The organism is Salinivibrio sp. ES.052 (genome assembly GCF_900141775.1).
In the GTDB taxonomy this organism is placed as follows: Bacteria; Pseudomonadota; Gammaproteobacteria; order Enterobacterales; family Vibrionaceae; genus Salinivibrio.
In genome coordinates this window covers 1,279,929-1,300,364 of record NZ_FSRI01000001.1, presented here as the reverse complement: position 1 = coordinate 1,300,364, position 20,436 = coordinate 1,279,929, and the positions used below count along the sequence as shown (strand labels likewise).

The 20,436-nt window shown below is 47.8% G+C and carries 21 protein-coding genes, 1 tRNA gene and 2 pseudogenes; 17 read left to right on the top strand and 7 right to left on the bottom strand.

Going from position 1 to position 20,436, the window contains the following annotated elements; genetic code table 11:
* Positions 1-25 precede the first annotated feature (25 nt).
* The 3 genes from BUQ98_RS05975 to BUQ98_RS05965 all read left to right on the top strand — a co-directional run bounded on the left by BUQ98_RS05975 (position 26) and on the right by BUQ98_RS05965 (position 3,971).
* Entirely contained in the window at positions 26-2,326 is a 2,301-nt protein-coding gene (locus BUQ98_RS05975; protein WP_074212943.1) for an acyl-CoA dehydrogenase, read from the top strand.
* 212 nt (positions 2,327-2,538) lie between these two features.
* Positions 2,539-3,741, top strand: a complete 1,203-nt coding sequence (gene fabV, locus BUQ98_RS05970) for an enoyl-ACP reductase FabV (RefSeq protein ID WP_074212942.1) — start codon at positions 2,539-2,541, stop codon at positions 3,739-3,741.
* 139 nt (positions 3,742-3,880) lie between these two features.
* Positions 3,881-3,971: transfer RNA gene (locus tag BUQ98_RS05965), tRNA-Ser, on the top strand.
* 195 nt (positions 3,972-4,166) lie between these two features.
* Here the strand turns inward: BUQ98_RS05965 and BUQ98_RS17235 are convergent.
* Positions 4,167-4,665: pseudogene (locus BUQ98_RS17235) on the bottom strand (phage integrase N-terminal SAM-like domain-containing protein).
* Between the two features lie 338 nt (positions 4,666-5,003).
* On the opposite strand from BUQ98_RS17235, the gene BUQ98_RS05950 reads away from it, so the two are divergent.
* The 4 genes from BUQ98_RS05950 (at position 5,004) to BUQ98_RS05935 (ending at position 8,108) form a co-directional block, all read left to right on the top strand.
* Positions 5,004-5,804 carry a TIR domain-containing protein gene (locus tag BUQ98_RS05950; RefSeq protein ID WP_074212940.1) on the top strand — a complete coding sequence of 267 codons (801 nt, stop codon included), beginning with the start codon at positions 5,004-5,006 and terminating at the stop codon, positions 5,802-5,804.
* Positions 5,805-5,918: 114 nt separating this feature from the next.
* Positions 5,919-6,494, top strand: a complete 576-nt coding sequence (locus BUQ98_RS05945) for a hypothetical protein (RefSeq protein WP_074212939.1) — start codon at positions 5,919-5,921, stop codon at positions 6,492-6,494.
* A gap of 165 nt (positions 6,495-6,659) precedes the next feature.
* Positions 6,660-7,337: a hypothetical protein gene (locus BUQ98_RS05940; RefSeq protein WP_074212938.1), complete on the top strand. Its 678-nt coding sequence runs from the start codon at positions 6,660-6,662 to the stop codon at positions 7,335-7,337.
* A gap of 129 nt (positions 7,338-7,466) precedes the next feature.
* Positions 7,467-8,108, top strand: a complete 642-nt coding sequence (locus BUQ98_RS05935; protein WP_254813882.1) for an HAD family hydrolase — start codon at positions 7,467-7,469, stop codon at positions 8,106-8,108.
* A gap of 183 nt (positions 8,109-8,291) precedes the next feature.
* Here the strand turns inward: BUQ98_RS05935 and BUQ98_RS17195 are convergent.
* Positions 8,292-8,399 (bottom strand): annotated as a pseudogene (locus BUQ98_RS17195) (IS110 family transposase); the annotation flags it as partial.
* Positions 8,400-8,507: 108 nt separating this feature from the next.
* Between BUQ98_RS17195 and BUQ98_RS05930 the strand changes: the two are divergent.
* The 7 genes from BUQ98_RS05930 (at position 8,508) to BUQ98_RS05905 (ending at position 12,301) form a co-directional block, all read left to right on the top strand.
* Positions 8,508-8,849, top strand: coding sequence for a gamma-glutamylcyclotransferase family protein (locus tag BUQ98_RS05930; protein ID WP_074212937.1), 342 nt, complete (start codon positions 8,508-8,510; stop codon positions 8,847-8,849).
* Between the two features lie 100 nt (positions 8,850-8,949).
* A complete protein-coding gene (locus BUQ98_RS05925; RefSeq protein WP_074212936.1) occupies positions 8,950-9,594 on the top strand; it encodes a Type 1 glutamine amidotransferase-like domain-containing protein in 645 nt (214 codons plus the stop codon).
* Positions 9,595-10,038: 444 nt separating this feature from the next.
* Positions 10,039-10,377: a hypothetical protein gene (locus tag BUQ98_RS05920; protein ID WP_074212935.1), complete on the top strand. Its 339-nt coding sequence runs from the start codon at positions 10,039-10,041 to the stop codon at positions 10,375-10,377.
* Between the two features lie 12 nt (positions 10,378-10,389).
* Positions 10,390-10,887, top strand: a complete 498-nt coding sequence (locus tag BUQ98_RS05915) for an ASCH domain-containing protein (RefSeq protein ID WP_074212934.1) — start codon at positions 10,390-10,392, stop codon at positions 10,885-10,887.
* Positions 10,884-11,279 (top strand): GFA family protein, encoded by a 396-nt coding sequence (locus tag BUQ98_RS05910; RefSeq protein ID WP_074212933.1) that lies wholly within the window; start codon positions 10,884-10,886, stop codon positions 11,277-11,279. The genes BUQ98_RS05915 and BUQ98_RS05910 overlap by 4 nt, the downstream gene beginning before the upstream one ends.
* Before the next feature lie 31 nt (positions 11,280-11,310).
* Entirely contained in the window at positions 11,311-11,451 is a 141-nt protein-coding gene (locus BUQ98_RS17030; RefSeq protein ID WP_175566292.1) for a hypothetical protein, read from the top strand.
* 76 nt (positions 11,452-11,527) lie between these two features.
* Positions 11,528-12,301: a class I SAM-dependent methyltransferase gene (locus BUQ98_RS05905; protein WP_074212932.1), complete on the top strand. Its 774-nt coding sequence runs from the start codon at positions 11,528-11,530 to the stop codon at positions 12,299-12,301.
* A 13-nt stretch (positions 12,302-12,314) separates the two neighbouring features.
* Here the strand turns inward: BUQ98_RS05905 and BUQ98_RS05900 are convergent, their stop codons facing one another.
* Together BUQ98_RS05900 and BUQ98_RS05895 are read right to left on the bottom strand one after the other, a co-directional pair.
* Entirely contained in the window at positions 12,315-13,097 is a 783-nt protein-coding gene (locus BUQ98_RS05900; RefSeq protein ID WP_074212931.1) for a phytanoyl-CoA dioxygenase family protein, read from the bottom strand.
* 119 nt (positions 13,098-13,216) lie between these two features.
* A complete protein-coding gene (locus BUQ98_RS05895; protein WP_074212930.1) occupies positions 13,217-14,692 on the bottom strand; it encodes a sensor domain-containing diguanylate cyclase in 1,476 nt (491 codons plus the stop codon).
* 216 nt (positions 14,693-14,908) lie between these two features.
* Here BUQ98_RS05895 and BUQ98_RS05890 point away from each other — a divergent pair, with 216 nt between their 5' ends.
* Both BUQ98_RS05890 and BUQ98_RS05885 read left to right on the top strand, forming a co-directional pair.
* Positions 14,909-15,319, top strand: coding sequence for a hypothetical protein (locus BUQ98_RS05890; RefSeq protein WP_083605214.1), 411 nt, complete (start codon positions 14,909-14,911; stop codon positions 15,317-15,319).
* Between the two features lie 72 nt (positions 15,320-15,391).
* On the top strand, positions 15,392-15,679 hold the full coding sequence (locus BUQ98_RS05885; protein WP_074212929.1) for a YkgJ family cysteine cluster protein: 288 nt from the start codon (positions 15,392-15,394) through the stop codon (positions 15,677-15,679).
* A 52-nt stretch (positions 15,680-15,731) separates the two neighbouring features.
* On the opposite strand, the gene yciA is transcribed toward BUQ98_RS05885, so the two are convergent.
* The 3 genes from yciA to BUQ98_RS05870 form a co-directional block, all read right to left on the bottom strand.
* Positions 15,732-16,130, bottom strand: coding sequence for an acyl-CoA thioester hydrolase YciA (gene yciA, locus BUQ98_RS05880; protein ID WP_025674456.1), 399 nt, complete (start codon positions 16,128-16,130; stop codon positions 15,732-15,734).
* Positions 16,131-16,227: 97 nt separating this feature from the next.
* Positions 16,228-16,770, bottom strand: a complete 543-nt coding sequence (locus BUQ98_RS05875; RefSeq protein ID WP_074212928.1) for a septation protein A — start codon at positions 16,768-16,770, stop codon at positions 16,228-16,230.
* A gap of 142 nt (positions 16,771-16,912) precedes the next feature.
* Entirely contained in the window at positions 16,913-18,256 is a 1,344-nt protein-coding gene (locus tag BUQ98_RS05870; protein WP_074212927.1) for a sodium-dependent transporter, read from the bottom strand.
* A gap of 516 nt (positions 18,257-18,772) precedes the next feature.
* Here BUQ98_RS05870 and cls point away from each other — a divergent pair.
* A complete protein-coding gene (gene cls, locus BUQ98_RS05865; protein ID WP_074212926.1) occupies positions 18,773-20,233 on the top strand; it encodes a cardiolipin synthase in 1,461 nt (486 codons plus the stop codon).
* The last annotated feature ends 203 nt before the right edge of the window (positions 20,234-20,436 follow it).

Sequence of the window (20,436 nt, the reverse complement as noted above, 5' to 3'; positions counted from 1 at the left end):
CATGATCAACAAAAGGACCTGAATCATGAGCTCTCAAACTTCATTACGTCGTTCACTGGTGAGTGATAAAGCGTTTACTTTCTTCAAAAAAGTGCTGCCACCGCTATCCGCCACTGAGCGAGAAGCGATGGAAGCCGGCAGTGTGTGGTGGGACGGTGAACTGTTTTCCGGCTCGCCGAACTGGAAAACCTTGCACCAATATGGCAAGCCGGCGTTAAGCGCGGAAGAGCAATCGTTTATTGATAACCAGCTAGAAACCCTCCTGGCGATGTTGGATGATTTTAAAATTGTCCAAGAGCAAAAAGATCTGCCGGAAGAAGTCTGGGATTATTTGAAAAAAGAGCGCTTTTTCTCGCTGATCATTCCCAAAGAATACGGTGGCCTCGCGTTCTCGGCGCTTGCCAACTCTACCATCGTATCGCGCATTGCCACCCGTAGCTTAAGCGCAGCGGTGACCGTGATGGTACCTAACTCACTGGGGCCGGGTGAACTGCTGACCCATTACGGTACCCAAGACCAGCGCGACTATTGGCTGCCACGCTTGGCCGATGGCCGTGAAGTGCCGTGCTTTGGCTTAACCGGCCCAGAAGCAGGCTCCGATGCTGGGAGTATTCCAGACCGCGGCGTGGTGTGTATGGGTGAGCACAATGGTGAACAAGTGCTGGGGATCCGCTTAAGCTGGAACAAACGCTACATTACACTGGCACCCGTGGCGACCGTGGTGGGCTTGGCGTTTAAACTGGGCGATCCAGACGGCCTGCTGGGAGACAAAAAAGAGCTTGGCATCACCTGTGCCCTGGTCCCCGCAGAACACCCTGGCGTTGAAATTGGCGATCGTCACAATCCGCTCAACATGGCATTTATGAACGGCACCACCAAGGGTGAGGATGTCTTTATCCCGATTGATTGGGTCATCGGCGGTAAAGACTACGTTGGCCGCGGTTGGCGCATGCTGGTGGAGTGTCTATCAGCCGGTCGAGGGATCTCGCTACCCGCACTGGGGACGGCGGTAGGGCATCTCGCCACCCGTACCACAGGCGCTTACAGTTATGTGCGTAAGCAGTTTGGTATGCACATTGGCCGCTTTGAAGGGGTAGCAGAAGCGCTGGGCCGCATGGGCGGGTTGAACTACTTAATTGAATCGACCCGCACCCTGACCACCACCGCGCTTGATCAGGGAGAGAAACCGGCGATCATCACCGCGATTTCCAAATACCACATGACCGAAATTGCGCGCACCATCTTGAATGATTCGATGGATGTGCACGCGGGTCGTGCGATTCAGTTGGGACCCCTAAACTACATCGGCCATCATTACTTTGGTATTCCGGTGGCAATCACGGTGGAAGGCGCGAACATTCTTACCCGCAACCTAATGATCTTTGGTCAGGGGGCGACCCGTTGCCATCCTTACGTGCTTAAAGAGATGGAAGCGGCGGCGAACCCAGACCAAGAGGCCGGCGCCCAAGCGTTTGATAAATTGCTGTTTAAACACATTGGCCATGCCACTAAAAATAGTGTGATGGGGCTGGTCAACGCGCTGACCGGATCGCTGACCAACCGCGCGCCGGTGAGTGGCGAGACGGCCAAATACTATCGTCACCTTACCCGCATGAGTCGTGCACTGGCGGTAACCACCGATGTCGCGATGTTGTCTCTTGGCGGTGAGCTGAAACGCCGAGAAATGCTGTCCGCGCGTCTGGGGGATGTTCTGAGCCACCTTTATATGGCGTCGGCAACGTTGAAGCGCTACGAAGATGAAGGCCGTCCGAGCCAAGATCTGCCGATGGTGCACTATGCGCTGCAATATTGCCTAGCCCAGTGTGCCAAAGCGTTTGATGGGGCCTTTAATAACTTCCCTGCCAAAGGGGTGGGCCGCAGCCTACGTGCGCTATTGTTCCCGCTCGGCATGCACTACAAAATGCCCTCTGACAAGCTGCTTAATCAGATTGCCGAGCAGTTAATGACACCGAGCGCAGAGCGCGACCGTTGGACGCACTTATGCTATGTGGGCGACAAAGCCGACGATCCGGTGGCGGTGATGGAGCGTGCGTTTACCGCGATGTGGGCGTGTCGTGACACCGAAAAAGCCCTGATCAAAGCGGTGAAAGCCAAGCAGATTGATGGCAAAGCCAGCTTGGCGGATCGCTCGCAACAAGCGGTTGAGCAAAACCTCATTACTGCCGAGGCGCGTGACAAACTGCTAGAGGCTGATGCGCTGCGTGCTTATGCGGTACAAGTGGATGACTTTAAAGCCGAATGGTTTACCTCCAGCCAGTTAGAAGGCGGTGCCATTGCCAAGCCCAATCCAAGTAAAGCGGCTTAAAGGTCGCTAACTTGCGCGAAAAAGCGTCTGCACCTCGCAGGCGCTTTTTTATTGGCGCTGACACTTGGGGCCACAATGCTGCGATCTTGCCCACTATTCTTGCCTGCAACACCTCCAACCACTGGGTATTTTTGCCCTTTTTCCGTAAAAGGGGATGCATAGGCAGGCGTTAGTATTTATCCTTAGCCTCAATTTTGTGAGGGACGTTGAATATGATCATCAAACCTAAAATTCGTGGATTTATCTGTACGACGACACATCCTGTTGGTTGTGAAGCCAACGTAAAAGAGCAAATTGACTACACCAAAGCGCAAGGCCCGATTGCGAATGCGCCTAAGCGTGTACTGGTTGTGGGTGCCTCCAGCGGCTATGGCTTGTCCTCACGCATTGCGGCAGCCTTTGGCGGCGGCGCCGCAACCATTGGCGTGTTCTTTGAAAAACCAGGCACCGAGAAAAAGCCTGGCACCGCAGGCTGGTACAACTCAGCCGCATTCGACAAGTTTGCCAAGCAAGAAGGCCTGTATTCAAAAAGCCTGAACGGTGATGCTTTCTCGCACGACGCTAAGCAAAAAACCATCGAGCTCATCAAACAAGATCTTGGTCAAATCGACATGGTGGTGTACTCGCTGGCCTCGCCAGTGCGTAAGCTACCTGACAGCGGCGAGCTGGTGCGCTCGTCACTGAAACCTATCGGTGAGACCTACACCTCAACCGCCGTCGATACCAACAAAGACCAACTTATCGAAGCGAGCGTAGAGCCTGCCACTGAGCAAGAGATCCAAGATACCGTCACCGTGATGGGCGGCGAAGATTGGGAGCTTTGGATCAACGCCCTTAATGACGCCGGTGTCCTTGCCGAAGGCTGCAAAACTGTCGCTTACAGCTACATTGGTACAGAGCTTACCTGGCCAATCTACTGGGAAGGCGCGCTAGGTAAAGCGAAAATGGACTTAGACCGTGCTGCCAACGCGCTAAATCAAACACTCGCCGCCAAAGGCGGTAGCGCCAACGTGGCGGTACTCAAAAGCGTGGTCACCCAAGCCAGCTCAGCGATCCCGGTGATGCCGCTTTATATTGCCATGGTGTTCAAGAAAATGCGCGAAGAAGGCGTCCATGAGGGCTGCATGGAGCAAATCTATCGCATGTTTACTCAGCGCCTGTATCAAGCCGATGGCAGCGAGCCAGAGGTAGATAGCGAGCGTCGCTTGCGTTTAGACGACCTAGAGCTGCGCGAAGACATTCAGCAGCACTGTCGCGACCTGTGGCCACAGATCACCACAGAGAACCTCACTGAGCTGACCGACTACAACGAATACAAAGCCGAGTTCTTGAAGCTATTTGGCTTTGGCGTTGAAGGCGTCGACTACGACGCAGACGTGAGCCCGGTAGTGGAATTTGATGTCGAAAACATCTAAAACCGCCTAGCAAACACCCAAAAGAGGTCAGCCAAACGCTGGCCTCTTTTTTATTGGCTGAAAGCTAACCAAACGCACCCCAAATCATGGTTTTTTGCTTTACAAGCCAACCCCAACCCAATAATATACGCCGCGTTCCGGAGAGATGGCTGAGTGGTTGAAAGCACCGGTCTTGAAAACCGGCAAGGGTTAATAGCCCTTCTAGGGTTCAAATCCCTATCTCTCCGCCACATACCGAAAAGCCGCTGCTTAGTCAGCGGCTTTTTTGCGTTTATACTCCCGCAAATTTCTAAACTCTGACCCCGCCAACATTTTAGGCGATTCTGTCTAAACAGCTATTCTGCACTCTGGTACGCTAACCCTCAATATTTCTGCCTCTTACATGGCTTTTTGGACGCCGCTAATCAACGGCGGTAGCGTGGGCGTTAAAGCAAATCCATTGGGCTTGTCGTGCCCGCAAATTGTTGCCCGATCACATGGGTATAGATCTGCGTGGTAGAGAGGTCGGTATGGCCCAATAAGGTTTGAATGGTGCGAATATCGTAACCCGCCAAAAGCATCTGTGTGGCAAAGCTATGGCGAAACGTATGACAGGTAACGTGCTTATGGGTGATGCCGGCCTTTTGCACCGCACGGTTTAAGGCTTTACGCAATCTTACCTAGCGGTGGGTTTAAAAACTGGTTGTATAGGAAGGCCAGTGCATTAAGGGCAACCTTTTGTGTGTTCGGTGAAACTTGCTGCGCATTCGCCAAATAAGACAGAAACGTTTTTACATCCTCGTCACTAAGCTCTGTAGGATGCTGCTTATGATGGAAAAGGATAAATCGGCGCACCCAGTATAGGTAACTCTTCTCAGTTTTGATCGCATAGCCTCGCCGCCTGATCTCGTGCTGAAGGCTTGCCATAAACGGGCTTTTGGTCATGATCCTTTCCCTCCATCTAAGACTGTTTATTCATACAGCTTATTGGTAGAGAAAGCCAAATAGTGTGCACGCTTTTTCGAGGCACATTCACATTATCGCCGAAAGAGAAAACTTTAGTTCAATATAATCAGACGGTTATAACTTCGCCTTTGAGGATAGTGTGAACGCATTGTCCGGGATAGGCGGCATGCACACTTTCGCAGACAAGGTGATTGCTTCAAGCTTTAAAAATGTGTTTAATCATAAGTAGTTAGATGAAAAAAGACGTGTGTAACGGTTTTGACAAATCGAGCGCGCGGACTAATACAATGTTAGTCGTCCAGAAGGAGTTACACTAGATGAAGAAAACAAAATATTTTGACGACGTTAGCTTTGACCCAAGAGCTCTTTCTGAGGCACGTGATTCATTCCTAGCTGAAGTAAATGAGGAGGATCGTCAAAAGCTTTCTAAAATATTGGAAGCTGAAGTTAACGGAGAGCACTGGGAGTACGATGACGAGGCCGAAATGTTTGCTGATATTCGCCGTAACGCAGATGAATATAGCTATCGAATTTTGGGGGCGGGTTACGATTTAATTGTCAGTTATTCTCGGCGACGGTGTCGCGTTGTAGCAGCATTGCCTAACCGCAATCAAATTGAACAAATATTTGGAACACTTGAAAGTAATGTAGCGCGTTGCATGCTACCAGCAGACGAATCAGTCAATCGACATTTCCAGCCAACTGTATTTATTGGTCATGGACGATCTAGCGCATGGAGAGATCTAAAGGATCACCTTCAAGATCAGCATGGTATAAACATTGAAGCGTACGAAATTGGTGCAAGAGCTGGCCATACTATTCGAGATATCCTTGAAGATATGCTCAATAAATCATCTATTGCATTTCTTGTAATGACAGGCGAGGATGCTCAGGAAGACGGTACTATTCGCGCTAGGCAAAACGTAGTTCATGAAGTAGGCCTATTTCAAGGAAGATTAGGGTTTTCTCGCGCGATAGTTTTACTTGAGGAAGATGCGGAAGAGTTTTCAAATCTCCATGGTGTCCAGCAAATTCGGTTTCAAAGAGGTTCTATTCGCGAAACATTTGGCGATGTACTAGCAACAATACGTCGTGAATTTGGTGAGCAAGACGACTAACAAATCAATTAACTTCGCGCCTTTGGCGCCGGACGCGCAAAAAGCGCGCGCCGGTTATTGAGGCGTTATAAGTACTCATATGATTGTTCGACATTTTAATAAAAGGAAGTTTTGTTGAAAGATAAGGAAGATGACAAACTATTTGATGACATCGATGAGGTGCGCGCCGTTATAGCTAGAAGTTCTAGAAATGTTAAGTGGACGGCATTTACAAGCTTTGTTGTAGGGCTGTTACTTTCTTTTTTATTTAGGCATATCAGCACATCTTCTCACTTCATCGCTGCAATTGGATTGTACAGTCAAATTATTGCTTTCGGTGCTGCGGTTCTCTTGTCTAGCCAATTTATGGCAATTCCGGAACGTTTATTTGGTATCCATAATCACGCTGCTGCACTAGTAATGTCCTTTCCAATATATGTGTGGTTAGCAACGTTCGTTTATAAGTTTGTGTGTTTATTCTTTGATTTCCCATCTTCGGATGTATGGTCTTTAGTAACAAATATTGCATGCTGGGGACTAGGTTTAGCATTGTTTGCATTTGGTAGTATAAAAGATGTCATAGCACCAAATCTTTCTGATAAATTATTAGTTGTTGCGGTCGGATGGTATATGGTTCTATTTGCTTTGGGGTTGCAAATTTACCTGTCGCTTATCAGTCTAGAAGTATTATCAGTTCCATTTGGCAAATAGGGATACCGCACTTATAACAAACCACTGTAGTCGCCCGCAGACGGGCTGGAACAAATACACGTAGGCTCAGTCGCTTCGCTCCAATTTTAGCCTACGTGTATTTGCCCCTAAGTGGGGCGTTAGCTCTACCTTGGCTTCAAGCCATAAATTTATAAGGAATTTGAGTTGGATTTTGATTTATTGCTACAAAAACCAAATATTGAATCGCTAGATAACAATACTCAGCGAATTAGAAGGAATCTATTAGTCGCTTCGATTATCGGAATTATTTTAACGATTGGTTCTGCGACTTTTAGCAGCCAAAATGGGTTCTCAGGCTTTAAGTTTGAGGACTTAAAAATACTCCATATTTACCTGTTACTTATTGCTGCGTTGGTGTACTTTCTTTGTCATTTCTTGTGGGCGTCTTCAGATCATTTTAACGAAAATAGACACAGGTTAACAGGTATAAAAATACCTAAGGCTACTGTTGCGAGTTACGCGGCTTCACCAACATTTGAGCCTAGCACTAACGAGGAAAGACAAACTACACTTTTTTCATGGTGGAAGGGGCAACGTCAACAATCTGAACACTTCCAAACTATAATTGAATCTATTGAGAAAAATATAGAAAAATCTCAGTACGAACCAGCAATCAATAGCATTAAACGACAAATCGAGGACATGAGTTCAAAAACTGAATACATTGAATCCGCATTACTCAGGTTTGAAAGTGGTTTCTGGAAACATCAACGCAGTCAAATTCTAAGGTGGTTTTTGTTTGATATAGGTATACCTTGTCTGCTGGCAAGCACTTCTATTATTTTGTTGTCCATAAAAGTATATTGCCTAGTTCGTCAATAGTGCTAACAAGTCAATTAACTACGCGCCTTCGGCGCCGGATGCGCTAAAGCGCGCCGGTTATTGAGGCGTTAGGCGAATAGGTAAAATGTACGATACAGTAATTTTTATTATGGTAATACGCTATGCAGGATGGGATGTCTTGCTAGTTCGCTGAAAAAAACATTAGATGTAAAGCAGTCTTTCCAAATTGGTAAACTCATAGAACAGTACATTCATGAGCTCTATATACCTAGTCAAATTTTTCAACCTGACTGGGAATCAATATGGCAACTTGCATTTAGCAGTTATGGAGTACAATTTGAAAGAAGCATTGGTTTGAAGCATCTTGCAGATTTTGTATCCAGAGGTGGCTTATATGAATACACATTACCGTTACTAGAAACATTAAGTGCGCAAAGGACAAGATTAATTTTATTGTCCAATGTCACAGGGCAAACAGAGATATTTCAGCAAGATCTCGATAATAGAGGTCTTACTCCTTATTTTGAAAGGGTAATCTGGTCGTCAGAAATCGGTTATAGAAAGCCAAGTATGCAAGCCTTCCAACTTGCTTTAAATAGCATAGGAGCTCGAGCTTCAAGTACATTAATGGTTGGAGATAGTGAAATTGCAGATATTCAGGGTGCTAAAGCTGTAGGCATTGATGCAATGCTTGTTTCTGATCAGCACGTAGTTAGTAGAGACGCAGATTATGTCGTTACAAGAGCTGACGTACTGGGTGAGATAGTTCGCCTAACACATATGAGCCCTTCTCCGGTCAATAGGCAATAGCATGTTTTGGCTGCGCCAGCAGCTAATGTTCTCGAAAAACAAAGTCGTCTACTTCGTTCTGTCATTTCCGCCATTAAGTCATTGCTTACGGCAAACACATATAGAAGGTCTCTTACTGCGGTCTGACCGCTGCCTGCCAATCATGTGACAGGGCCATTAGACATTACTTCCCGTTCCCACGCAGGAGCGTGGGAACGAGTTATAGAGAATGACTTTTCCGTGGTTATCCACCGCGTGAAGAGAAAAGTGGTGCTTGGCGAGATCAACGCCACAAAAGAATTGAGTAGACATGGTTACCTCCGGTATTAAAGGCCGCACCTCAGTGTGGCAGATCTTCAAGAGGGGGAATCCATGTCATTCGTTATGCGTTTCAAATAGCCCTCAAAAATAGGAGTAACAATGCCGCTATTATTCTCATACGGAACACTGCAACAAAAAGAAGTTCAAATTGCCAATTTTGGCCGTGAACTTTTGGGCAAGAAAGAGATAGTACAAGGCTATATTGTTGGTGAGATTGAAATTACCGATGAACGAGTCCTTCGAGAAAGCGGCAAGGCTATCCATCCGATCTTACGTTTCACTGGCAATTTGGCAGATGAGGTGAGTGGCACGGTATTTGAGATTACGGATGTAGAGCTTGCGCAAGCCGATGACTATGAAGTTGATGATTACGTTCGTATGCTTGTAAAACTACAGTCTGGTAAAGAGTGTTGGATTTATGCAGCGGCAACCAACGCATAACAATGCGCTGTTGCCGGACAATTTTTACACCGCTTCGCGGTTCCAAAATTGCAGCAAAGCTCTGCGTTAGAGTGCCGAGTTCAACATAGGAGTATAGTTTATGGATAAACACATCGTTGTTTTAGGCGGTGGTGGTTGGATGATGGGAGAAAAACACAGCAAATTAGACCGTTATGCACTTGATCTTACGGGCAAGCGTGAACCAAAAGTTTGCTATCTTTCTACAGCAACTGGTGACGCAGAAGAAGCTATTCAACGTTTTTACGATTCAGGTCTTAGTTGTAATTTGACCCATTTTCCATTGTTCAAACCAGACTCCAATTGGCGCACAAAGCTGCAAGAGCAAGACGTTATATATGTTGGGGGCGGTAATACCCGTTCAATGTTAGCTATCTGGCGAGAGTGGGGCATAGATACAATACTCAAAGAATGCTACGAAAATGGTGTGGTATTGTGCGGTATGAGTGCAGGGGCTATATGTTGGTTTGACTTAGGCATCACCGACAGCAATCCCGAAGAATATACAGTTATTGACGGCTTGGGTTTCGTGCGTGGTCTAGCCTCAGCTCATTTTAATGGCAGTGATGAAAAGGCTGACTTATTTTCTGATTTTTCTCAAAATAACAGTAGTGTACCGTGCTATGGTATTAGCGATTATGCCGCCCTGCACTTTGTTAATGGTCAATTATATCAGATGGTTACTAGTAAATTTGATGCAAAAGTAACGTTCGAAAATGCACTCTAACACATATGAGCCCTTCTCCGGTCAATAGGCAATAGCATTTTTTGGCTGCGCCAGCAGCCAATGCTCTCGAACAACAAAGTCGTCTACTTCGTTCTGTAATTTCCGCCATTAAGTCATTGCTTACGGCAAACACATATAGTAGGTCTCTTACTGCGGTCTCACCGCTGCCTGCCAATCATGTGACAGGGCCATTAGACATTACTTCCCGTTCCCACGCAGGAGCGTGGGAACGAGTTATACGCGGCCCTCTACAGGTGATACTCATTGCTTGGGCCTATTTCTTGTGTATAAAAGGTCACCATAAGCCTATTAGACACAGTCAGGCGTAAGGGTCACTCGGTTAACGCGGAGATGAGTGTGACATTAAAAGCATAGGGTTGTTGAGATAATAGCGTCATCAGAAGTTTTGTTTATCTATACAAGTTGATATTGGAGTTAATCATCATGAATGACCGTTCACGCGCCTTACTTGCCATCTTTGCCTTGATGTTTTCTTGGTCATCGATAGCGCAGTCGCTGCCAGAAGGAGCGATCCAAGAAGGATCGCTGGCTAATCAAAAATTGATCCAAGATGCGATGGCAGGGGTGCTGGTTACGGTGGCATCTCAAGGCTGTGAGAAGCCAGAGGAATTTGTGCCTTATGTGCGGGAAATGCCGTCAGGCGAGGTAGGCACAAGGGTGTGGCGGGAGCTATGGATTGTCGAAGGCTGTGATGACACCTATCCGATAAAACTTCGCTTTCAGGAGGCGGGAGCTGGCGCTGCGAATTGGACGATTGAATAAACAAGGACACTCATGAATACAGAACAACAGGCACTTTTAAACGCCTACCTTGCCACCTTAAGTAACGCCGAGCGTCAGGCGGTGCCTGAAACGATTGCCGAGTACTTTTGCGCGGATGAATACAATGCCAACGAATGCGCCCGTTTGATTGATCAAGGCATAAAGCGCGCATCGTGCAGCCTAAAAGCATGCTACGAGATAGAAAACGAACCTTACCCGCAAGTGGGGCGTTTAACCGTGGTGCTTAACTGGGCGCAGCAGCCGGTTTGTATTATTAAAGTGACTGAAGTGAGCGAGTGCCCGTTTGATCAAGTGACCGCTGAGTTCGCCGCAGCGGAAGGAGAAGGCGACAAGAGTTATGCGTGGTGGCGGCAGGCACATCTTGCGTTTTTTGAGCAAGAGGGGCAGGCACTTGGCGTACCGTTTACAACCCAATCCCCTTTGGTGTTAGAACGCTTTGAGAAAGTCTATCCGCTTGATCACCATGAAACTGAGCAGGTAAGCGCATGATAAAACAAGTCGGTCAAACGCCCATCCAACCTGAACACTTGGCTCGCTGTCACTGCGGAGCGGTTGTGTTAGCCCTCGCGTTACCCAATGGGATTGAAAACCCCAGACGCTGCGATTGCTCGATGTGTCGACGCCGAGGCGCCATTGTTGGCTCAGTCAAGCTTGCACAATTGCGTGTCGTTGCTGGCAGTGAGCAACTCAGTGTGTATTCCTTTAATACTCACACTGCTAAGCACTACTTCTGCTCACGCTGTGGCATTTACACCCATCACCAACGTCGCTCCAATCCGAGTGAGTTTGGGTTCAATATTGCCTGCTTAGATGGCGTCAATCCGTTTGAGTTGGAGAATATTCCCGTGATGGATGGGGTTCATCATCCAGCGGATCGCTAAGATGTCGCGGATATCGTTTTGAGGAGTGGCTATGACGAAATTTGCCTTTGTATCGGGTGGGTCGAAAGGAATCGGTTTAGGCTGTGTTCTGCGGCTAGTTGAGGCAGGTTATAAAGCCGATTATTTCGTCGGCCATACGCTCGTTATCGATGGCAGTTTTTCTTTGGCGTAGTAGACGCATAGGGTGTTTGTCTGGTGAACATTAATGCACATTTTCTTCGCTAAAATATGACTGAAAGGGATGATTTATGGATTACTTAGGTATCAACAAAGCAGCATGGGATAAAAGGACTCGAGTGCATGTCGAATCTGAATTCTACGATGTGAATGCATTTAAGCGTGGTCAATCTTCGCTCAATTCCATCGAACTGGCTCAACTTGGTGACGTTAAAGGTAAGTCGCTGTTGCACCTTCAATGTCACTTTGGCCAAGATACACTCTCTTGGGCTCGCCTAGGGGCAGAGGTAACAGGTGTTGATCTATCTTCTGAGGCAATCGAGCAAGCCAACCTGCTTAAACAAGCGCTAGATCTCGAGGCTGAGTTTATACAAGGTGATGTTGTTCAATTTGGGCGCGAAAATACTCGAGAGTTTGATCTTGTATTCACGTCTTATGGTGTATTGACTTGGCTACCAAACTTAGAGGATTGGGCCCGCACTATTGCTAAGGCGCTGAAGGTGGGTGGAGCGTTCCATATGGTTGAATTTCACCCGTTCACTGATCTGCTCTCTGGTTATGCTTATTTCCCAAGTAGTGAGCCGGATGTAGAAGAAGAGGGAACATATACCGAAAACTGTGATGGGTCGACATCAACGATGGTGACATGGCCTCATTCAATGAGTGAAGTAATCAGCGCACTAGTCAATGCAGGGCTATCTATTGAGTCGTTATCGGAGTCGCCTTATAGCCCTTACAACTGTTTTGACGGTCTAGAGTTTGTTCCAGGCTTGGGGTATCAAATGCTCTATCAAGGACAACAGGTACCGCTATTGTACGTTATTAAAGCTCGAAAAACGGCGTAATAGCACATAGTGATCATTCTGATGACTTTAATGACAACGCCTCTGGATAGTGCGTTTTCAGTAATTCTTCGACCACCGCCAGGTTCTGTCCAAGCTTTCTCAGTGCCAGCAAGCGTGTTTTGCTAAATTTAGCGTCTTTGGGCACCAAGCGCATGATGTAGGCCGCGCGTTTGCCTTGGTAGACATCCTCTGATTTATGGAAAAAAGCGTTACAGAACAGCAGCGCATCACCTGCATCCAACGCAGGGGTCACCTTACCTTTCTCCATGTAGTCATATTCTTGCTGGGTGATTTGAAACGGCGGGTGCTCGGGCACCGACGGATCGGCAATACGCACCAGTGAGTGCAATTGATTGGCTTCGCGGATCAGCGATAGGCGCACCGCCCCCTCTTCCATCACGATAGATAACTGCCCTGAGCCGGCTTCTTTCACTGGCGTCAGCGGGATCCATACCGTGAGCATATCTTCCGGCCGCTCCATAAAGCCAATCGAGTCAAAATCGGTATGGAAAGGAAAGCCTTGATCCTCGGGCGTTTTCTCCAAATATAAATCGGCCAAAATGCGATAGTCTGGCAGCAGTGCCTCAATGGTGTCGGCGATGTTGAGATCTGGGTCGCGGAATACCATGGGCCCATAGATCGCTTTTTTGTAAATGTCGGCATACCAAGTTTGTCCATTTGGCATGGCGTCGAGTTTGGCAGCGAGAGCCGTTTGTGTCTCTAGGCTCAGTACGCCAGGGACGACTTTGCCGTGATGAGGAGAGAGGTTGTCGAGAAAGTCCGGGCGAGCTGGCATAGAAGCTCCTTGAGGGGGATATAAAACCGAGTGTGTTAGCTGTAGTTTAGCAAATCACCGTCTTCACTGAATAACGGCGGTGGCGAGATAAATGTACTGACCGAGAATGCCCTACAAGGTTAAGCGTAACTGACGACCCGGTTGCGTCCAGAGAGTTTGGCGTTGTATAAAGCGTCATCGGCATGCTGGTAGAGGTGCTTAGCATCGAGCAGGGCCGCGTCGAGCTCTGCACAGCCAATTGACACGGACACACGGATAGCGGGGGAGTAGTCGAGGATCGAATGTTGGTCGTAAACGGCCTCGCAGAGCTGAGCGGCATAGTGTTGCGCCGCTTTTTGGTCGGTATTCGCCAGCAGACAAGCGAACTCTTCCCCGCCAATGCGATAAATGTTGCTGTGCAGAGGCAGATGCGTTTCGAGTAATGACGCGAAGGCTTCGAGGACGTGATCGCCAACGATATGGCCGTAGTTATCGTTGATGCGTTTAAAATGGTCGATATCAATAATAAGCAGGGATAGAGGCTGATGTCGGTACCGGGCTTGTTCACCAAAGCGGGCAAGGTCACTGGCAAATTGACGGCGGTTGTATAGTTGTGTCAGCGGGTCAGTCGCAGCTTGGCGCATTAATGCTTGTTCTTCCGCCTTACGCTGACTGATATCCCACATCACCCCAGCGACCACACCTTGAGGCTTATTTTTCGGATCATTATTGGTGGTGATTTCTACCCACGTATATTCACCATTATCACGTTTAACCTGTAAGTCCATTTTTAGCTCGTTGCCAGCGGGCGATAAAAAATGGCGCACCCGCGAGAAAAACGCTCGGCGATACTGAGGATGAATGCGGCGCAGCCAGTGTCGGCTGGTGTAGGTACGGGAGTCACGAATGCTGCTGGCAGCACTGTCACCGATGATCTCTGACGAGCACCAACAGATACCGCGTTGAACATCCACTTGCCAGGTGCTGCAGTGGGTATTGTCTTTAATGATTTCGATTTGCCGTTGTTTAGAAAACAGCTCGTTTTTTAGCACTGTACTGGCGATGAGATGTCCCGTGGCGCGCAACAAGGTCACATCACTGTCTGACCAGAGCTGTTCACGCTCGCAATCATCAAACCCCAGTGTTCCCCACCATTTATTATCGACAATGATGGGGATGGTTAACATCGATAAAATGCGCTGTTGTGTTAAGTAGCGTTTGAGCCAAGATGAGGATAATTGGTCAGTGATGACGGATTGGTACTCGCCCCGCTGCCGGCTTTCAATCAACTCGCGGTATTCGGGGTGAGCCAGGCTAGAGCTAAAGTGATTAAAATGAGGGAGGCGAATTTGCGCGTACTTCTTCTCGTTGGCCCACTCGAAAACATAATCCTGCAAAATATCGGTGTCGCTGATCGCTAATACTTGAAACACCCACACGCGACTCACTTGCGTGACAGCTCCAATTTCAGCGAGCAAGTGATTAATGTTGGCAAGCCTGTCGTCACCACTGACCAGCATGTCTGCGCCGCGTAGCACAGCCGACAGCAGGTCGACATTCAGCTCAGAGAGCTGGTGTCTATCAAGTTCAGGTTGGATCCCGGTTAGGATGGTCATGCGATAGTCCGTTATCTACAAAGTCACCGCTTTGTTGAGCGTAGCAGGCAAGTGAGTAATGAGTTAACACGGAACGCATTAAATGTTCAGTGTTGTGGGTCACGTTTGCGTTTATTTCCAATGGCCCTGTTAAAAAAAATAGACATAATAATCGTCGCAGTGTGATGAGACCTGTGGAAGTGTGAGTGGCTCACACACCTTGATATGGAAATAAGCATGAGAAAGTCAGAGGTAATAAAACAAAATTTAAAATCCTTGTGCGTTAATGATGATTGCTACGATATCGATAATATCGTTAATGCCAACGTGAAGATCTTAACGTGGAAAGATCATGTAATGAGAATGATGGGACTAGGGATCATAAGCGCCAGCATTCTATTCATTTTTTTGACTAGCGGGGACGCTGATTACGGGCTTCCTTATGCCGATTACTTACCATTAGCGGGCTTCGTCGTCGGGGCTTTATTGGCGTTATTCACGAGTGCAAAGTACGTATTTTGTATCGAGTATAAACACAATGATGAAACAGGGGTGCAATGGGTTACTATCGCTAAGAGCCGTGATGATGCAGATCAACCGCGCTTTCAGGAGCAGGCGGTGCAGCTTAAACAACGCTTAACAGCCTAGCTCTCTTCCCACTCTCGTCAGAGGGCTGCATTTAGCGTACGATGCTGATGACTGAGTAATATGTAGTTGTGTATGACCATTGAAGTAACAAACCTGCCAACATCAGGCATTACATGTGCAAATTGTAAAGCCTGTTGCTGCCGTTTAGAGGTAATGCTGATTACCGAAACAGGGGTTCCGAAAGAGCATATTGAAACCGATGCGTGGGGCGGCGAGGTAATGAAACGGCTTGAAGATGGTTGGTGCTCAGCAGTCGATCGAGAGACGTTTATGTGCACCATCTACGAAAATCGTCCCTGGATTTGTCGCGAATTTGAAATGGGCTCTTACGAGTGCATTGATGAACGCAAGAACATGTAACCGTGACTAATCGATATAAAGTGAGGGCCTGTTAAACAAACAGGCCCTTTTTTTATTTTTTGATCGCGCGAGGGCGGCCGTTCTCATCAATGGCGACATAGTTAAATGTTGCGTGACTGACTTTATTACGGTCACCGATTTCATCGTGGCTGACCGGTTTTACCCACACTTCTAGTTCAATGGTAATTGAGGTGTTACCAATGCGTTGGCAGGTACCGTAGCAGCAGACCACGTCGCCGACACTGACAGGTGATTTAAAGGTAATGTCGTTGACTGACACTGTGACAACACGTCCGCCTGAAATCTCTTTGGCGAGAATTGCCCCTGCCAAGTCAAGCTGAGACATAATCCAGCCACCAAAAATGTCGCCATTGGCGTTAGTATCGGCGGGCATCGCTAATGTACGAAGCAGCAGTTGGCCGCGCGGGCAGTTGTTTTTATTGTCAGGCATGGCTCTTCTCTTCACATCTTATCGAAAAGGGGCACGCGCCCCTTTTTATAGAACAAGATAAGAATTGTGACCGCTAACACAGCATTTGGGCAAGTTTTTATTGGTCGGAGCTGCTTTCTTTGGGCATATGACGGTAGATATACACCCCAGTGACAATCATAAAGAGAAAGGTGAGAATCAAGGTACCGAACACCTTAAAGTTCACCCAGACGTCGAGTGGCATGCTGTAAGCGACGTAAATGTTGACGCCGGCTAACACCAAAAAGAACCCAATCCAGCCCCAATTAATGGTGCGCCATACGCGATCCGGTAGGGTGAGCTCTTTGCTGAGCATATTTTTGATCAATGGCTTACCCATCGCTTCGGACACCGCCAAACCAATGGCGAACAAGACATACACAATGGTGACTTTCCACTTGATGAAGTTATCATCGTGAAAAAATAGCGTCATGCCGCCAAAGATGGCGACTAGCACAGCGGTAATGATTTGCATCTTTTCTACGCGTTTATATAACGCCCAAACCACTACAACCTGAACAATGGTGGCGATGATCAATGCGCCGGTTGCCATATAGATATCGTAAAATTTGTATAAGGCAAAAAAGATAATTAGAGGAATAAAATCAATTAGTTGTTTCATAACGCTGTCGCGTGCCTATGTTTTTAAAGCGAACTATTTTACGCAGTGTACCCAAATGCGCGGAGAGGGGGAAACGACAATGTGGAGAGGGGCGAGGTTACAAGGTAGGCGCCTTGGCAGGGGAGCCAAGGCGCGTTGAAGATTAAATCCAGTCCCAGCCGAACACCAGTAGCATCAGTATCGGGCAGATAACGCGAACATAGCCTGGCCAAATCTTCCAGAACCAAGACTCGCCCAGTTCAGGACTACCTTGAACCAGCTCTTTCAAGATCTCGTTGCGGTGCCATAGCCAGCCTGCAACCAGAGCAAACAGCAGGCCAAGGATAGGTTGTGCGTACTCGGTGGTGACGGTAACCACCAAGCCAAATAGATCGCCAAAGTTGTAGACGATAATGGCGGAGGCGACAGTGATTAGGCCACCAATCCACCACACCGCTTTTTCTCGTGATTGATTCAGCTCTTCGGTCGCGCAGGCAACGGGCACCTCAAGCATCGAAATTGCCGACGTTAATGCTGCAATCACCATAAGTAAGAAGAAGGCAAAACCGACAAATAATCCTGCCGAACCCATGGTGTCAAACATCGCGGGTAACACGCTAAATACCAGGGTATCGCTACTCAGCAATTCGCCCGCTTCGCTGTATATCGCGACCCCATTGTGCTGTGCCACAAACATGGCGGGCATGATCAGTAGCCCGGCCGTAAAGGCAATACCCGTATCGAGTAACGCAACTTGCGCGGCCGTTTTAGGGATACTGGCAGACTTGGATAAGTAAGAGCCATACACCATCATCACGCAGACACCGAGCGATAACGAGAAGAAGGCTTGTCCCATGGCACTTACGACAAGGCTAGGTGAAAGGTGTGACATATCGGGGATAAGGTACATTTTTAAACCGTCGATAGCGCCGGGTTGGAACAAAATGTACACCACCATGATCACGAACAGCAGAAACAGGACGGGCATGAGACGTGATGACCAACGCTCAATCCCATTCGCAATGCCGTTACGCACAACCATTATAGTCGGCACCATAAAGCACAGCATCAATGCTAAATTTCGGGTTTCGCTAAACGACTCCAACCAAGTGGCGGTTTCAGTAAAGCCTAATGCGGTGAGTAGAGGTGAGACCATAAAGCCGACCAGCCAGCCAGCGACAATGGCATAGAAGCTCAGAATGCCCGTCGCCCCCAGCATCCCGACTAAGCCGAGCAAACGACCTAACCACTTCTGTCCACCAGCAACCGACGATAAAGAACGAACGGGGTTGGCACTGCCATAACGACCAATAGTGAGTTCTGCTATTAAAAGGGGATACGCTAGGATAAAAACCATTAGCAGATAGATGAACAGAAAAACGGCGCCGCCGTTTGAGGCGGTCTGCGTGGGAAAGCCCCAAATGTTACCCAGCCCAATCGCTGAGCCCGCTGCCGCCAAAATAAACCCTAGTCGGGACGAAAATTGTGCGCGTTGTGTATTTGCCATACCTACTCGTTATCGTTTCGATACATAATTGATTTTATTGACAGCGTCCTGAGATGCAGCCACTGGAAGAACGGTCAGAGGTGTAAAGTATTCATTACGCGCCCTAACAAGTGATTCCTACTTTGAAGACTCGTAAGTAAAACAGTTTATGCGTAGAATTTGAAGATCTTGCCGTCTTTAATGCCTTCAAAAGTCACTATTTCCCCATATTCTTTCCGCTTGTGATTACTTAATCGTCACTCATAAGGGCAATTCGCTACCTACAGTGAATATCACAGTGGCTTTCTCTGCTGCAATTATTGTTTTAACATGTTGTTAACGTTGTTGTGTTTCATCACGCTTGTATGAATAACTGGCTTTGGAAGAACATTTATTATGTGTTTTAACTCACGGTAAATGGTGGGAGTGTCGTAATCTAAAGCCAAAACATGGCTTGCACCCGCTTATAAGCTAGGCAGAATAGGGTTAGCTAACGGGTTGCTCCCCACTAATGACTATCAAGGTGTGCACTTGGGCATGGAAAAAATTTACGAGATCCTTACCTTACTTCTGCTGCTGGTATATTGGCTGACCATTGCAGGTGTCACTATCCGAGTCGTGTTTAAGCGGCGGGCGTTGGGGGTCTCTATCGCTTGGTTGATGATCATTTATATTCTACCGATTGTAGGTGTGATCGCATATCTCCTTTTTGGTGAGTTAAACCTAGGTAAAACCCGTGCGGTGCGGGCAAAGGCGATGTTTGAACCTTACCGCCAATGGTTACTCAGTTTGCAAGCGTGTCCAGCACACCGACCACAGCATATCAATGAGCAATCACATCATGTGAATCGACTCTGTCATGCGCGAATAGGGGTTCCCGAGCTGACCGGTAACCAACTTACTCTGCAAACGGAGCCGGCTGATATTCTTAAGTCGGTGGCATCAGACATACGGGAAGCGACGAAAAGCGTGGACATGGTGTTTTACATTTGGCATCCAGGCGGCCATGCCGATGAGGTCGCGCAAGCCGCATGTGATACCGCCAAACGAGGTATTCCGGTGCGGATCATGCTGGATTCGGCGGGAAGTAAAACTTTTTTCCGTAGCAAATGGCCGCATGCCATGCGTGAGGCAGGTGTTGAGCTGATAGAAGCGCTGGCGGTGAATCCATTCCGAATGTTCTTTCGGCGTCTTGATATTCGTCAGCACCGCAAGGTCGTAATTATTGATAATCACTTGGCTTATACTGGCTCGATGAACATGGTTGATCCGCGGTTTTTCAAACAAGATGCTGGCGTCGGACAGTGGGTGGATGTGATGGTGAGAGTGGCCGGCCCGACGGTGCCAGTGTTGAGCAGTGTGTTTGCATGGGATTGGGAGGTAGAAACAGGATTACGTGATTTACCGACCTCGCCAGAGTGTCTGATGATTGAAGATCATCAACACGCAAATCATGCCGTGCAAGCCATTCCGTCTGGGCCAGGGTTGCCTGAAGGGATGATCCAACAAGTGCTTACGCTAGCGATCCACCAAGCGGAAACCAGTATTACCATTACGACCCCTTATCTAGTCCCCAGTGAAGGGTTAATGGTGAGCTTGCAAACCGCGGCACAGCGGGGCGTGAAAGTGACGATTATTGTGCCAGAAAAAAATGACTCGCTGATGGTTGAGTGGGCGAGTCGCTCCTTTTTTGAAGACTTAATGGCTGCCGGTATCGAAATTCACCGCTTTGGTGGCGGCTTATTGCATACTAAATCAGTATTAGTCGATGAGCAGTATTGTTTGATTGGCACGGTGAACTTGGATATGCGTAGCCTCTGGTTGAATTTTGAATTGACCTTAACCGTGGACGATCCTGCTTTTTGTGCCAGCATTAATGAATTGCATCAACAGTATCTTGCTCAGTCCTACCGTATTAATCCAGAAACGTGGCAGCAAAGGCCGGTTTACCTCAAGCCCATAGAGCAGTTTTTCTATATGTTCAGCCCGCTGCTGTAATTCTGACAGGACCACGTTGATTGAATATGCGTATTCAACGGTTAATGACACTTACCGTATAAAGGTCGTTAACCTAATTAATTGTCCTAGCGTCGATTATTATGCGCTTCACAATTACTAACGATTTTTCGGCCGATATCATAAAAATACAGTGCGGTTCACTGCCGATTTTGGGGGAGAGTCACTACACTTATTAGTGCCTC